Raw genomic sequence first — 15,124 nt, 5'->3', positions numbered from 1 at the left:
CTCCGGCCGAACCGAAACCTGTGCTGACCGAGGGGCTGATCCGTGACGGCGTCCGAACCGGTACCGATCCTGGACCCGGAAATCGAAGTGATGACCTTCGAGCAGCTGGCCCAGCTGGTCAACGAGGTCGATCCGCGAACCTTCTACGACCGTGCACAGGTCTTCGACACGGCTCTGGCGCAGTTGGAGCAGGTACAGGACAATCTCGAGCGCGGCACCCGTGAACTCTGGGACGCCTGGCGGAGCGAAGGTGCCGAATCCTTCGCCGACGTCGTCCGGAACGTCGCGGTAGCCGGCAACGCGGCGATCCAGGCCATGGCCGCTCCGGGATACGGCGCCACACTTCGGCGGGCCGGCGACGCTCTCACGCTCGCCCAGCAGCGCATCCGTGAACTGCAGGCGCAGAAGCGGGAGAGCGACCTCCTGGCCGCGCGCCAGGTGGTGCACGAACTCGGTACCGCCTACCAGGAGATCGGTTCGGCCATCACCCCGTTCCCCGGTGCCGAAACCGACATCCCGGTGAACGGTCAGGGCGCGGCGGTGAACACGGCTCCGCCCCAGGGGGTGGCCCCAGGGGCGGGCACGGTTCAGCTCCCGGCCGGTGACCGGACGAGCCAGTACGGCTATGACCAGGGCACGCACGGTGGCGGTGTCATGCCCGCCGCGGCGCTGGTGGGCTTGGGCGGGCCGACGGCACAGGGGCAGCCCGGCGGACGGGGGGATTTCTGGGCGGACCTGATGGGAGACCCGGACCAAGACCGGACCGGGCCGGTGCTGCCCGCCGCGCTGGGCAGGGCGACGCCGGTCGAAATCGTGCAGCCGGAAGTGAGTGGAGGGACCTCCGACGGTCAGCAGAACGGTCTGTTCCTCGCGGTACTGGGCCGGGCGCCGGGGATGCGGGCCGAGTCGCGGGAGACGGAACCCGAGCGAAGGCACAAGCGAGAGGACGCGTGCGAGAACGCGACCTCCGAGCCGCACTCGGCCCCGGAGGTTCCGAACGTGGACCTGACCTCTCCCGGTGCTTCGGCGCGCGCGGACTCCAGCGTCAAGTCCGACCTCACGGCCGGCATCGACACGCCAACGCCCTCGGTGACGACGGTGTCCGCGGCTGAGCCTTCGTCCACGATCGTCCCCGGTCCCGGACCGGCCGAGGCCCGGACCCCTGTCCCGGAGGGCGCTTCGGCTTCGGCGGCGGTGTCTTCGCCGCCGGAAACCGCCGGGCCGCCGGAAACCCCGATGCCTCCACCGGAGATCCCCAAAGTGCCTTCGCCACCGCACGGCTCGGGTGCCGGGCTTCCCGGCGGTGCCACGCCGATGTCGATGGGCGTTCCGGTGCAGCCGGCCGTCACGCCGGTCGCGGGAGAGCCTTCCTTGCCGGGCGCGCTGCCCGCCTCGCCTGCTTTCCGGCCCGTCACCGGCAGCTTCGACGCCAGCGTCAACCCCGGGCTCCCGCCGGTGGTTCCCGGCGGGGCCGGTACTGCGCGGCTGCCCGGAGAGGCCACGCATGGCAACGGCGGCGGTTTCATGCCGCCGATGCACGGCGGCGGATTCGGTGGATTCAGCGGGGACAACGACAGCGAGAAGGAACGGCAGCCGGGTGGCCTGCTCGGCGTGGACCCCGAGGTCTGGGACGGTTCCTCGAACGCGCCTCGGGTGCTGGGCCGCTCCGCGGCGGTACCTGAGGCGCCGACGCCGGATCTCGACGACGCGAAAAAGAAGGCCGTGGATGCGATGGAATCCATACTGGGGCGCACTGATCGGAAAGAAGAAGATCGAGCCGCCGAGTAAGGAGGGTGGACACCCGGCGCGCGCGATTTAGGCGGCTTTCGCTGGGGTCACCCCCGCGATCCAGTCCGGACCCGCTGTCCGGGGTGACCGTCTCATCACGAGCCGGTGAGGACGGCTTGCGCGGCAGGAGTTCGATCACGTGAAATGTGCCTTACCTCTCTGAAGATCGTGAAGGACGTCTCCTTGCATAAGATGCGGGGAGACGCCTTCCGGCGAGTCTCACTGTGACGGTTTCCCTCGATGTCGGAAAACAAGTTCGGGAGTGTTGCGACAATGGCTGAAAGCCTTCGGTTGGATCCGGAAGCCCTGGAGCAGGTGGCTTCGAGGCTGAAGGGGGCAGGGGAGCGCTTTGCGGAGGCGGTCACGGAATTGAGCTCCGAACTCGCCGGAAGTGATGGATGCTGGGGTGACGACGAAATCGGCAAGTCGTTCGAGAAGAAATACCGTGACCCTGCCGGGCAGGGGCAGCGCTCCGCCGGTGAATTGGAGAAGGTCGTCGCCGATCTTCCCGCGGTTCTGCGAGCGGTGGCGCAAGGCCTCCGCGAGGTCGATCAGGCTTCGGCGTCGAGGCTGGATCACACCCTGGCGGAAGAACTCCGAACCTGAAGATCCACGAGAGCATCGACACATAGCCCCGCCGTCGTTGTTAGCCTAACCTAATTTTCATGTGCTTCCGATGTGAACCAGCAGGTCGGCGCGAGTAGATGGCCGGCGTGTACGAAAGCACGGAGCTCCCGGCTTCGCTGCAGAAGTTCTTTCTTGTCGTCCTGGGAATGGAGTGGCCGGAAGCCAGTGAGGGCGGATTGCGCGCCATCTCTCGGGCATGGTCGTGCTTCGCCGACAGCCTTGAAGACCTCGGTGAAGCCATTACCGTTTCGGCTTCGGGGCTGGACTCCGCAATGGACGGTGAATTCGCCGGTGCCGCGGTGGAATTCCTGCGGAAAGACCTGGTGGCCAGCGTTGCGGACATGATCGACAACGCACGGGATCTCGCGAAGGCGGCCAAGACCACGGCACTGGACGTGCAGAAGGTCAAAATCCTCCTGATCGCCATGGCGGCGATGGTCTTCGCGATGATCGCGCACTTGCTCGCGACCGTCATTTTCTCCTTTCTCGTCCCGGCCGCGAGACTGGCGGCACAGATTTCGATGCGTGAGGTGCTGCGTCATCTGGTGACGAAGGTTCAGCAGCTCACCATCCGGCAAGCGGGCACGGCGATGGTGAGCCTGGCCGGGAAGACGGTCAAGTTCGCGGCCATCGGTGGAGCGGTCATGGGCGGGCTCGATCTCGGAATCCAAACCGGGCAAATGGTCTTTTCGGACCGGGAAAACCTCGACTGGTCTTCGGTGGGCGGTTCGGTACTGGGGGGTGTGACCGGGGGAGCGGTCGCGGGACTGGCACACGGCGCGGCAGTGGGCCTGAGGTTCCTCGGCCGGTCCGCACAGACGCGATCGAAGACCTTCGCCCCGCACGTGATCGCGGCGGGACATACCGGCTACGCGTTCGCGCAGGTGCTCGTGACCCCGCTCGGCACCGTGTTCTCGAATCTGTCGACGGGTGTCAAAGGCGGCGCCGCGGACGGCATGCTCGGAGCCTTGGGGTCGGTGGGTGGCGCACGTGGCGTGTCCGGTGCCCACGGCGAGGGCCCCGTGGGTTCGGTGCCGGTGACGATCCCGGACCTCAAGATCGATTTTCCGGCCCTGTCGGAGAAGGTACGGAGCATCGGCCCGCAGGAACCGCCGAGTGTGCCCGCGGAGATGCTTGAGCAGGTCCGCCTCGCGGCGGACGAGGCGGCGCTGTCACTGGGGAAGGTCAGCGAATCGCGCTACGACGGCTTGCTGAGCGACGCGGCGCGCATCGTCTCCCGGTATCACCGGACCCCGTTGATCCGCTCCGAGACGGATCCCGCGCTGGTGAGGTGGCAGAACCTGATCGGAGACCTCCGGCTCGTCGTCGCCGCGGACGTGCATCGCCGCGGCGAGGCCGTGGCACGACAGCGGTCCGCCGAACTGGCCGAGAAGCTGGGCACAGCGCGGCCCGGCGGTCTGCCGGGAGGTGCGCCGGTGGCACCGGCGGGAGTGGGCCTTGTGGCCGTCGCAGACGGACCTGCCGAGGGAGAGGCCGGTCCCTCTTCGGTCGCCCCCGAGCGCTCGGAAAGCCCGTTCACCGAGAACACCTCGGTCGGGCAGCAAGCGTCCTCGTCGCCCATGCAGCAGAGCACCGACGCGAGTTCCGCTCCAGTCCCGCAGACGGTGTCCGAAGATCTGTCGGGAGCCCCTGCCGAGACCCAGCCGTCCGAAACGGATCCGATGAGCTTCGCGGCGATGGCGTTCCTGCAACCGGCCATCGAACTCGCCCCGCTCACCCTCCCCGGGCAGCCGAGCGCCGAGACCCAGCATGTCCGCAGGCTCGCGGCGGCGAACAGCGTGCTCGCGACCGCGGTCGACGGCTCGGCGATCCGGGCCGACGTCAAGGCGATGCTCGAGGCCGCCCAAGCCCCGCCCGCGCAGGTGACGAGGATCCTCGGTGCGTTGACCGACCTGGCCCTCAAGGACAACTACAAGCAGTTCGCTCACGAGGGCTACCTCGTCGTCGACGGGCATGGCGAAGACGCCGTCGAAATCGTCGTGCGGGGCGAACCCGGCGACAACACTTCGGCCGACACCACGGTCACCACCGGACCGCAGGATCCCGCGCGCAAGTCCGACCAGGTCGCCACGGGCAACCGGGGCGCGGCGACGAACGACGCGGCCTCGGCGCCGCGCAGGCAGGGCGCCTTCGGGCACTACCTGTCGTTGCCGATCTCCCAGGATCCCGGAGCCTTCCGCACGGTCGATCCGGCCGTCGGCATCAAGGGGATCACTTCCACACCCTCATGGCGGACGTCGAGCACCACCGAGACCCAGGCCTCCGAGTCGGTCACCCCGCCGGACAAGTGGACGGGCAAACCGTTCGACCTACAGCACGAAATCGTCCTCGCGCGGACCGGTGAGCCCGCCGCGCACCGGCGAGGCAACCAGTCCGGCGGCGTCCGGTTGAGCAGCCCGGAGATCCTCGGCGACCTTCGTGAGATCGAGGCGCCGCCTTCGGTCTCGACCGGACCACGAGCGACCTTCCTGCGCGGCGACCAAGGCCTGCTCACCGCCGTGGGCGGTGTGCTGCACCGGCATTCCGACTGGGCCGGCGCCGCGAATGTGATCGGCTCTCCGCTGCGCTCGTCGCTGCAGGACATCACCAGTAGCGGCGCGCTCTCGCGAACCGGCACGGAACTGGCCGGAGGCGCCAAGGTGGTGACGAAGGTGCAGCTGCCGGACTCGCTTGGCCGCTTGCGGAACGCCACCGTCGAACTCAGCGCCACGATGGGCAACCACCGCCATTTCGCCACCGGAGAGAGCGAGGAGTCCTCGTCCGTCAGCAAACAAGGGCGCGGACATCGTGGCGAAGAATCGGTCACCGCCGCCAGCCGGAGCCCCTTCAGCGTCAACGCCTCGCTGGGATTGGGCTTCCTGTGGAGCATTCACGAGCAACCCAGTGTCGTCTTCGGGAACCGGCTGGATCTCAGGTTCGACGCCATGGCGTTCCGCTCCGCCTCCGAGTCGCGGGAACTCACCGCCTCCGACGAGGTCACCGCTTCCACTTCCACATCCGAGTCCGGCGACCTGCGGATGAGGATCAGCGACGTCACCTACGAGATCCACGCACGCTTCGACGACGGCAAGGAGTTCACCGGAAGTCACACGGTGACGGACGGGGCGACCAGATGGTCGGTCCAGCCCAAGGACACGGCCGAGGTGTCCGAATCGCGTGTCACCGCGCCGTTCGTGGCGGGCAAGGTACTGGGCGCGGCGGAAACCCGGTACCCGCAAGCCGAACGGTTGAAGGCACAACTGCGGGCGCAGCTGCCCAAGGGGGTGCTGCAGGAGCCGGAGCAGAAGGACGGCCATGGCGCGACCGCCGACAACGAGGCACTGGTCGACGCGTTCCTGTCCCCGGCGGGGCTCACCGCTCGATCCCCGGACCTCAACGGTGACGGCCTTTCGTTCCTGCTCGTCCGGGAGACCCATCGGGGCAGCAACCGATCGAACGAACTGCTGCACGTGGTCATCGAGACCGTCCCGGCGCCGAGGGCAGGGCGGACACCGGCCGGCGGCCCCACGTTCTCCGCGACAGGGCTCAGCGGTGAGATCGCCGCGAAACGCAAGGCTCAGCACAACGACTCCGTCGAGGGGTCGGTGACCCTCGGCGGGAACGCGGGTGTCCGGGTCGGTGCCGGCTCACGGGAAACCGTCCGCAGCTACGAGGTGAGCGGTGGTGCGAACCGTTCGTTCGCCAACTCGGCGCGCACTCTGGAAACCGTCGACACGCAGGCGCAAGGGCAGAGCTGGTCGGCCGACGGCAGCACGACCCACCGGCGTGACGTCGACTACAAGGTCTCCATCTTCGACGACCAAGGCTCGAAGACCTTCCACGTCACCGGCGGCGAAACCGAAACAGTCCTGAGTGGACAAATCTCCTTCACGCCACCGAGCACAGAAGGCAACACCTCGTTCACCCATGTCGATCGTGCGACAGCGAGCCGGCCTGCCGGCTGGACGTCCGCGAACCTGCCGGATCACTTCGCGGTCCACGGTCTCGACCTGCCTCCGGGCATCGCCCGCTTCCTGTCGGACGATCTGTTCGGCGGCCTGGGCAAGGGCCAGCATCTCGCCTCGCATCAGCTGTTCCGGTTCGCGGGGCCCGACCGGGTCGCCGCGAATCTCGACCGCGCGGTCAGCGGGACCTACCACGCGCCGCTGCACCGCTACGGCCGTGGTGAGGGGCAGCATCTCGGGTTCCGCGATCGTATCGGCGACGTCGGCATGGCGATCGTCCTCGGCAACGCGCGAGCGGCCGGTCCGCCGCGGAAGATGAAGCTGACGTTCACCAGCACCGCGGGCGGCGCCCGCGCCCACGGGGGCTGGAGCACGTCCGGTGGCTACACCTACGGCAACGGCAGGCTCGGCATCGCGGCCGATCGGCAGGCGAGCACGTACGCGTTTCCGCAAGGCGGCTACGGGTTCTACGGGAGCACCGCCGACGGGCATTCGCTGCGCGTGGAGCACGAACAGACCAGGCGAACCACCTATGACGGCGACGCCTACCTCGTGACCTACGACGCGACTGTGCTCCTCGCCGGCCGGGACTATCGCCATCTCGGCGTCGGACCCTACGACGGGACGACCGACGGCGGCTGGAACTACGCGCAGGCGCATCGGCGCAACGCGGTGCAGGTCTGGGTGCCCGCCGCCGAGATCGACCGGCTCGGCCTGCCCCACGGCTGGGACGACGGCTTCCCCGCCGTTTCGGAGCCCGCCACGCCGTCCATCGCACCGCCTCCGTCCCTGGGGTACGACGGGCGGTCGCCGGTCAGCCTCGGTACCGAGGTCACCGGGCAACTCGTTTCCGCCGTGGAGCGGGAGATGAAGTCGTTCCAGGCGCCGAGCGCGACCGCGAGTGGCTGGGCGGCTTTCGCGACCGGCATCGGCGACGTGGCGCACCGCCTGGTGTTCGGCGCCGGTGACGAGGTCGCCGGGGCGCGCCTGCTCGACCAGGTTCGCGCCGACGTTTCACCGCGTGCGCTGGAAAGCCTGTTCCGGACGCTGACCCTCGGCGGGAAGACGTGGTCCGCGTCGTTCACCGGTCCTCTGGGCACCATCACCCATCAGCTCACCGCGACCGCGAAACCGGCGGACGGCACCGATCCGCGACCGGCGGGCGGCTGGTCGGAGCAGCTCACCACCAAGTCGACCAAGACCGAGGAGAGCTTCCATGAAGACGTGAGTTCGCACAGCGGCAACGCATCCTTCCGGATGCCGTTCTACCTGTCGCGGCCGACCGTGCGCGGGCTCGGGATGTCCGGCCAGAGTGGACTGTCCGCCGGTACGACGCTCCGCCGTACCGACACCGAGACGGCCGAAGAAACCAGGACGGTCTCGTCCGCCGGAGAGGCCGTCGTCTACCGTCACGACGTCGTCATCGAACTGAAGTTCACCAGGACAGCCCACCTGGCACGTTCCGTCCGGTCGCTCACCGGCGGTCTCACGGATCTGGTGACCCCCGCCGCCATCCATCACCGCGCGCCCGATCTGCTGTTGCCGGACGCCGCGCGCAGCAGGGTTCAGCTGGACACCCTGATGGAAGGGCAGTCGCAGGGACGCGTCACCAGGCTGCCGGACACGGCATACCTGGACGTGCCGGGTGGTGCGGTCGCCCGGGTCGTAGGTGACATCCTCGAAGGTGTCCCTGTCGCCGAAGAATCCGGGCCACGGCCGCCTTCGGTGCCCGTGGAAGCGGCCGCCGCCAGACGGGTCGTCGAAGTCGGGACGTCTTCGGCGGCTCTCACGACCGGCCTTCCCGCCGCGTTGACCGACGCGGGCCATCGAGTGGACGGCCTGGCGGACGACGGCTTTTACGCGGCGGGCTTCCTGCAAAACCATCCGTTGTCCGCACTGGTGTTTCACGTCGATCTGTCGGACACGTGGGTGACCCCGCTGAAGGGCACCGACGACACCACCCCGGAAGTCACCGTCAGCGGGGAAACCGCGAAAAAGACCCTTCAGGACCGCACGGCCGGTCCGTCGTGGAGCACCTTGTTCGCGTCGTTCCCGCTGAGCATCTTCCCCCGGAAGACGACCAGGCCGGCGGGGCAGAGTCTCGCCCAGGGGCTGGTACCCGGAACGTCCGTCGTGGAACTGCCGGAGGTGCGCGGAGTCGGCCCGATGCTCGCCTGGCAGCAGTCGGCGTCGACGGGCTCCGGCGGCAAGACCGGGGAACACACGCTGCGCTCGGAAGGGCAGCTTTACCTGGTGCGGGCGCGGGCGGACTGGCGGATCACCCCGGAGTACCGGGGCACCGTACCGCCCGCCTGGACCCGCTCGCGGACCACGTCCGACGTGATCTACTTCCGCACGGACTCCGACGGCCTGGGCGCGATCGGCCTGCGGCCGCCCGACGAGGAAGGGGACGTCTTCTTCGACGCGCGGTCGGCCTTCGGGGACGAGTCGTGAGTGTTTTGGGTCGTTCTAACGACCCAAAACACTCACGACCAGCTGCGCCGCCCGCCTCCGCCGACGTTGCGAAAGCGGCTCTCGCAACACGCCACCTTTGCCTCGCCGCTCAAGAATGGAATGCGGGTAGTTCGGATACGGCGTTTGTCCACTTCGGGCAGAACACGCGCGGTATGCCCCTTCCCAGGCCCGTCGTTTCCTATCCTCGGAGGCATGGGCGTGGCGTACCGAGAGAAAAGCGCACCGGTCGCGGTGTTCGAATCCATTGCCGAGTACAATATCGCGTATCCTCATGCGCAGATGCCGTATCTCGGTGACGCCCATCCCCGGCTGCGCAGCTTCACCTGTGCGGCCTCCGGCTTGTGGGACGATCTGACCGTCAGCGGCTACAAGTACACGCTGACTTTTCTGCCCAGTGGTGAGCCGGGCCCGGAGCGCGAAGGTGTCGTCGTGGCCACCCGTTGGGGGAATCCGCCGGTCCTGCTGCTGGCCCGGCAGGTTCCGCTGCGGTGGGCCTGGGAAGTCGTCACGAAGTCTTGGCCCACCACACTGGACAGCGCGGCACGGCTTCTGAACACGGCTTCTCGTGACAGGCAGAGTCCCGGCGAAGTCGAGGTCGGGCAGGCCTGATTCCGGACACCGAGGCCGAGGAGGTCTCAGTGTCCGCAAGAGACACTTCCTGAGGGAAGAGTGGCCGGTTGACGCTCTTTGTCCGATTTTACCCGGGGTCGTGAGTGACAAAGAGCGTTAGAACGACCATCGCCACTCACGACCCCCCACGCAAAGCGTGCAAACCGGTCACGGATGACGAGGCAGCCGTCCTTTATGGACAGTTATAGGTGCGGCTGGTCCCACAGGCGAGTCCTTGGCAGGCAACACGCCACGTTTGCCCTACCCCTCAATAGAACGAGCATTGCCACTCGCGACCCCGGGTCGAAGGCTCCCTTGGCCGCGTCGGACGCGGCCAAGGGAGCTTTCACCCCGGCGGAGGCCTCGATCACGAACACGCCACGTTTGACTCGCCCCTCAATAGAACGCTCATTGTCACACACGACCCCGGCGGATCGGCCACTGTGCCGGGGTCCCTCAAGGCGCGGGCCGGACACGTCCACTCCGTCGGCTATTCGCGCACGCTGTCCACGATGGCGCGCAAACCTTCGACCACCACGGTGTTGTAGTTGAACAGAAGGACACTGGCGCCGCGGTCTCGCCATTCCTCGACCTTGCCGGGATGATCCACCAGGGCGCACAACGCGCACTGCGGTGCCGACCCCACCGCCTCGACGATCCGGTCGACGGCCGATCGATACTCCGCAAGGTCGAAATCCCCTGGTATGCCGAGGGAAAGCGACAAGTCGGTCGGGCCGATCCACACGGCGTCGACGCCTTCGGTCGCAGCGATCGCCTCGCAGTTCCGGACGGAGTCCCGGTCTTCGGCCTGAACCACGACGACGGTCTCGCGAGCGGCCTTGGCCAGGTGCTCTTCCAGAGTGACCGTGCCGTGCCGCCCCGCCCGAGTGCTCACCGCGAGGCTGCGAGCACCACGAGGCGGGTAGTGCGCGGCGCGGACCGCGGCTTCGGCGTCTGCGACGTCCGACACGTGGGGCACGACGATTCCCGCCGCGCCGGCGTCGAGTGCGTGCAGTGCGGAGGCGGGATCCTTCCCGGCGAGGCGCACCAGCACGGGGATCCCGGCTGCCTCACCTGCCCTGACATGGTGCTCCACTTCGACGGTCTCGGCGGCCGAATGCTCCGTGTCGAGCAGCACGAAGTCGAAGCCCAGATGGCCGGCCAGTTCCACCGCGGAATGAGCGGGGATCTTGAGGATCAGGCCGAGCAGCGGATCGCCGTCGACCATGCGGGAACGTAAGCTCACTCGCCGCCACCCGACAGCGGTCGGTTCCATCCACGCGCTTCGTCTCCGGGGGCTTCCCAACCGTCCTCCGTGACGATCAGGGTGTCCTCCAGCTTGACTATGCCGACATCGGGATTGGACAGCGTCGTCTCCAGGGACAGGACCATGCCCACTTCGAGCGGGGCTTCCGCGTGATCCGCGGGGTAGGGCACCGGGCCGGTACCGGTCAACCGGGGGACCTCGTGCGTGATGAGACCCATGCCGTGACCGACGAAGAACATCTCGTCCGCGTGCGGACACGCCGCCAAAGCCTTGTCGGCAAGATCGAAGATGTCCCCGCCCCGCCGGCCGGGCGCCACCGCGGCGCGCACACTCTGCTGCACCGACTCGACCTCGGCGAGCAGATCGCGCATCAAGGCGGTGGGCTCACCCGCCACCGCCATGCGGGCCAGATCCCCGATGTATCCCTGGTACATCCCGCCGGAATCAAGCGAGAGTGCTTCCCCTTCTCGCCACACCCTGGACGACGGCGCACGATTGAACTCACTGCCGCACGACACCAGGCAGTAGTCGAAAACCAGTCCCCGGTCAGTCTGTGCACGGCGAAAGCGCTCGACTATGTCGATCTTGGTTTCGCCGGGCCGGGACGCGGCGAAGGTGGCCGACATGGATTCGATGATCCCGACGGAGGCGGTTCGCACCAGTTCGAGCTCTTCGGGGGATTTGATCGCGCGGATGGCTTCGAGTACCGGATGAGCGTCCACGAAGGCCGCCTCCGGAAGCGCGGCTCGCAGTACCTCGGCCGCGTCGAACGGGAGAAAGGCCTTTTCCACCGCGATGGTCGAGCTGTCCAGGCCGTGCTCCCGCAACCCGGTGACGATCGAGTTCGCGGTGTCCACACTCGACCACGACTGGTTCCGGATGTCGGTGACCCACAGCGGGAAGACGGAAGTGCCCCATTCCTCGTTGCCGCAGCCGATGTAGAACGACTTCTCCGGTGAGCCCTTGATGTAGACGAGGGCCGGAAGGTATCGGGACACGCCGATCGCGTCAAGGTTGGCGAAGAAGAAGTATCGGTATCCACCGAGCAGGTGCTGGATGGAGAAACGAGTGGTCGCGATCACCACATCGGCGCCGGAATTTTCCATCAGCGTGTCCATGCGGCTCTGGTCGAACGGTAGGTCCATGACGCTCCTCGAATGAATTCCTGTCACTGTGCGGCCAAGGTAAGTATAGTGTCGAACGGCTGGTTTTCCTTTGGTCCAGAAATGAGTGAAGACATGAACGAAAATCTTGGCGGCGCCCAGGCTTCCGCCACCCGTTCGATTTTGGACCGGTTCCGACTGGATGGCAGGACTGCCCTCGTGACCGGTGGTGGGCAAGGAATCGGGCGCGCCTTCGCGCACGCCCTGGCGGAGGCGGGTGCCAAGGTGGCGGTCATCGATCTCAGCGCGGACCGTGCGGACGAGGTCGCCCGCGAATTGCGGGAGAAAGGCGCGGAAGCGATCTCGGTCCAGGCTGATGCCGCCGACGAAACTTCTGTCGCGAGCTTTGTGCGCACGACGGTGCAGACGTTCGGCCGGCTCGACATCGCAGTGAACAACGCGGGAATAAATCTCAATTCCGCGGCCGAAGAAGCGACGCTCGAAGAGTGGGACATGGTGCACAACCTCAACTTGAGGGGTGTGTTCATCGCTTGTCAGCACGAAGCGAAGGTGATGTTCCCGAAGGGGTACGGAAAGATCATCAATACCGCCTCGATGGCGTCGATGATCGTGCCTCACCCCCAAAAGCAGGTGTCGTACAACGTTTCCAAGGGGGCGGTGGTGAGCCTGACCCGGACGCTGGCCGCCGAGTGGGCCGACCGCGGGATCCGGGTGAACTGCATTTCACCGGGAATCATCAGGACCGCCTTGATCGAGGAGTCCGAGGCGCTGGCACCTCTGGTCGACGAATGGATTTCGAACATCCCGGCCGGTCGGCTGGGTGAGGTCGGCGACCTCCAGGGCGCCGTGGTCTACCTGGCCAGTGAGGTGTCCGACTACATGACCGGCCACAACCTCGCGATCGAGGGAGGGCAGACCTTGTGGTAGGCCTTGTGACGCCGGGCTTTACGCGACCTCCGTCGAGCTGCACGTGGCCATTTCCCGCTGGAATTCGATGGCCGCGACCAGTTCCTCGTCCGAGACGTCGTTGACGAAGACGGTGTTCCCGATGCCGACGGGCAGCGGCAGCCGCTGCTGCCCGTCGCGCCGGCGGACCGTCGCGTGCAGTGCGCTCCCCAGAACCTCCGGCGTGTGCAAAGGACTCCAGGTGGGCAGCTCGAGATCGGACATCACCGCGAACACTCGTCCGCACTCGTCCTCGTTCACGAGTCCGCGGCGGCAGGCGAGCGCGGTACTCAGCGCCATGTCGAGACATACGGCTTCGCCGTGCAGCATCGAGGGAAGGCCGAGCATCTCGACGGCCGGGCTGAAAGTGTGCCCGTAGTCCATGCTGCGTTCCAGTGTTTCTTCCCAGAGATTCGGTTCGAGCTCCTCCAGCATGCCGGTGATCGCTGCTTCGAGGATGGCGGTCGCGGCGTCGGCTCCCTCGGGTGAGCGGCCCTGGAAGTTCTCGTTCAGGACCAGCCGGCCGTGCCGCTCGAGAAGGTCGAAGAGTGCTTCGTCCTTGATCAGGCCGACCTTCAGGATCTCGGCGAGCCCGTTGCTGATGTGCCGACGGCTCAGTGTCGAGAGAAAGCCGCGGTCGAGCAGGGTGAGCGTCGCCGCCGAATACGTGCCCAGCTGGTTCTTGTGACCGTTGAAGTTCACTCCGGTCTTGACACCCACCCCGGCGTCGATCAAACCGACCAGGGTCGTCGGAACCCTGACGAACGGCGTTCCGCGGCGGTAGAGACTGGCGGCGAGGCCCACGATGTCCATCACGACACCGCCACCCACCACGATGACCGGCTCGCGCCTGCGATCGATCCCGAAGGCGTCGAGTCGTTCCACGAGACGCAGCACGACGTCGATCTCCTTGTGTACGTCGCCTGCCTGGATCACCATGATCTCGTAGGTGACGCCGTGGTGATCGAAATACTGCCTTATCGCCGGTCCGTACAGGCTGTCGACGGTCTCGTCCACGACGACGAACCGGCGCTGTGTCCGGTTCCCGCCGGAGCCGCCCGCGTCGAGGAGGTCTGTTCGGTTGGGATCGAAAACGTCCTGGCAAACACGGACTTCGTAGTTGACCGGCTGGGAAGCCTTGACATGCCAAGAGGCCCCGTCCGTCGCCGGTGCGATCTTCCTTGGCGTGATCGGTTTTCGCGGCGCGGGTGGCGCGATGGCTTCCGGCGCGCTGTCCTCTTTCGCGTCACCGGCCGGAATCGGCGATTTCGGCATGCTCGCCCTCTTTTCTTGATCAGGTAACGATGATTTCTGCCCGGGTGGCCTGTTGAAGGGTCAGTGCCGGACCAGGTCGCTCGCGGCCGCCAGAGTGATCAGTGAGCGGGCATAACGTTCCGCCGCCGCCGGATGAAGGTGGAAGAACTTCACGGGTGCCACCGATTCGATCTCCAGCAGCAGCAACCTGCCGGTGACGGGGTGGCGAAGGAAATCGAGCCGTACCGATACCGGGTGGACCGGAACTGTCTTCAGGTAGGCGTCGTATGCGTTATGGATGTCGGTGAGGTCCTCGCCGTGTTCGGTGTAGCCGGCACGGGCGTTCGGATGGAATTGTGTTCCCTCGCGTCCCGGCGCGAGGATGGCGTCCTTGGTGATCGCGTGGGAGACGGCGCCGTCGATCATGATGATTCCGTGTTCTCCCAAGGAATCGATCGACGACACGTAAGGCTGGACGCAGGCGGTGACGCCGGCTTCGTCGAAGGCCGCGAGCCTGGCGACCAGGTCCTGCTCCTCGGTGACGCGAGCGGCGCCGAGCGTGCCTCCGGACGAGATGGGTTTGACGACGACGGCGGCCTCTCCGAAATCACGTTCGGCGCGCGCGAGCGTTTCCGCCGCGACAGCGCCGATCCGTTCTCCCGGCCGGACCACCGTCGTCGGGATCGTCCTGGCACCGTGCTGCTCCACCTCGGGGAGGTATTCCTTGCTCATACCGCTCACGATGACGGGGTGCGGGTTCGCCAACCGCACACCCTGCCGGTGCAGGGAATCCACCCATTCCCGGAACTGCGTCAGTTTGAGCCACATGCTCCACGGGGATTGCACGGCGACCACGTCGAACACGGTCCAGTCGATCCCGTCGGAGTCGTCCCATTCGAGAATCTGCGTTGTGCAGCCCTGCTCGTTCAGGCTGGCACGCAGGATGGGGGTGTCGCGATCCGACCAATCACTGCCCGGAAAGGCGCTGGAGGTCACGAGTGCGATGTTCACGGAATGCCTCTCGATAGTTCACAAGCGCCGATTCACGAGCGCCAGGCCAGGGAAGCCGA

The 15,124-nt window shown here is 66.9% G+C and carries 9 protein-coding genes; 5 read left to right on the top strand and 4 right to left on the bottom strand.

The features are described 5' to 3' along the window. The first annotated feature begins 42 nt into the window (after positions 1 to 42). The 4 genes from AORI_RS68260 (at position 43) to AORI_RS68245 (ending at position 9,464) form a co-directional block, all read left to right on the top strand. On the top strand, positions 43 to 1,788 hold the full coding sequence (locus tag AORI_RS68260; protein WP_016335777.1) for a hypothetical protein: 1,746 nt from the start codon (positions 43 to 45) through the stop codon (positions 1,786 to 1,788). A gap of 240 nt (positions 1,789 to 2,028) precedes the next feature. Then, entirely contained in the window at positions 2,029 to 2,394 is a 366-nt protein-coding gene (locus AORI_RS68255) for a WXG100 family type VII secretion target (RefSeq protein WP_123798553.1), read from the top strand. A gap of 107 nt (positions 2,395 to 2,501) precedes the next feature. Continuing rightward, positions 2,502 to 8,834: a WXG100-like domain-containing protein gene (locus AORI_RS68250; protein WP_123798551.1), complete on the top strand. Its 6,333-nt coding sequence runs from the start codon at positions 2,502 to 2,504 to the stop codon at positions 8,832 to 8,834. A 213-nt stretch (positions 8,835 to 9,047) separates the two neighbouring features. Then, entirely contained in the window at positions 9,048 to 9,464 is a 417-nt protein-coding gene (locus tag AORI_RS68245) for a hypothetical protein (protein ID WP_046199841.1), read from the top strand. A gap of 490 nt (positions 9,465 to 9,954) precedes the next feature. Here the strand turns inward: AORI_RS68245 and AORI_RS68240 are convergent, their stop codons facing one another. Together AORI_RS68240 and AORI_RS68235 are read right to left on the bottom strand one after the other, a co-directional pair. Next, complete coding sequence (locus AORI_RS68240) at positions 9,955 to 10,710, bottom strand: HpcH/HpaI aldolase family protein (RefSeq protein ID WP_123798549.1); 756 nt, start codon at positions 10,708 to 10,710, stop codon at positions 9,955 to 9,957. Then, positions 10,707 to 12,071, bottom strand: a complete 1,365-nt coding sequence (locus AORI_RS68235) for a M24 family metallopeptidase (protein ID WP_228688195.1) — start codon at positions 12,069 to 12,071, stop codon at positions 10,707 to 10,709. Before AORI_RS68235 ends, AORI_RS68240 begins: the two co-directional genes overlap by 4 nt. Between AORI_RS68235 and AORI_RS68230 the strand changes: the two genes are divergently transcribed. Continuing rightward, positions 12,054 to 12,782, top strand: a complete 729-nt coding sequence (locus tag AORI_RS68230; protein WP_016335771.1) for an SDR family NAD(P)-dependent oxidoreductase — start codon at positions 12,054 to 12,056, stop codon at positions 12,780 to 12,782. The genes AORI_RS68235 and AORI_RS68230 overlap by 18 nt on opposite strands. Positions 12,783 to 12,800: 18 nt before the next feature. Here the strand turns inward: AORI_RS68230 and AORI_RS68225 are convergent, their stop codons facing one another. Both AORI_RS68225 and AORI_RS68220 read right to left on the bottom strand, forming a co-directional pair. Next, on the bottom strand, positions 12,801 to 14,075 hold the full coding sequence (locus AORI_RS68225; protein ID WP_016335770.1) for a sedoheptulose 7-phosphate cyclase: 1,275 nt from the start codon (positions 14,073 to 14,075) through the stop codon (positions 12,801 to 12,803). Positions 14,076 to 14,135: 60 nt separating this feature from the next. Continuing rightward, entirely contained in the window at positions 14,136 to 15,065 is a 930-nt protein-coding gene (locus tag AORI_RS68220) for an ATP-grasp domain-containing protein (RefSeq protein ID WP_016335769.1), read from the bottom strand. Positions 15,066 to 15,124: the final 59 nt, after the last annotated feature.

This window comes from Amycolatopsis keratiniphila (genome assembly GCF_000400635.2).
GTDB classification, from domain to species: domain Bacteria; phylum Actinomycetota; class Actinomycetes; order Mycobacteriales; family Pseudonocardiaceae; genus Amycolatopsis; species Amycolatopsis keratiniphila.
Note: the sequence above shows the minus strand (reverse complement) of the source record. Positions and strands in the feature narration are given on the sequence as shown.

What these genes read in the sequence shown, in the direction of transcription:
- AORI_RS68255 (WP_123798553.1), top strand. Translation starts at nt 2,029, where the DNA reads ATGTCGGAAAACAAGTTCGGGAGTGTTGCGACAATGGCTGAAAGCCTT.
- AORI_RS68245 (WP_046199841.1), top strand. Translation starts at nt 9,048, where the DNA reads ATGGGCGTGGCGTACCGAGAGAAAAGCGCACCGGTCGCGGTGTTCGAA.
- AORI_RS68225 (WP_016335770.1), bottom strand. Translation starts at nt 14,075, where the DNA reads ATGCCGAAATCGCCGATTCCGGCCGGTGACGCGAAAGAGGACAGCGCG.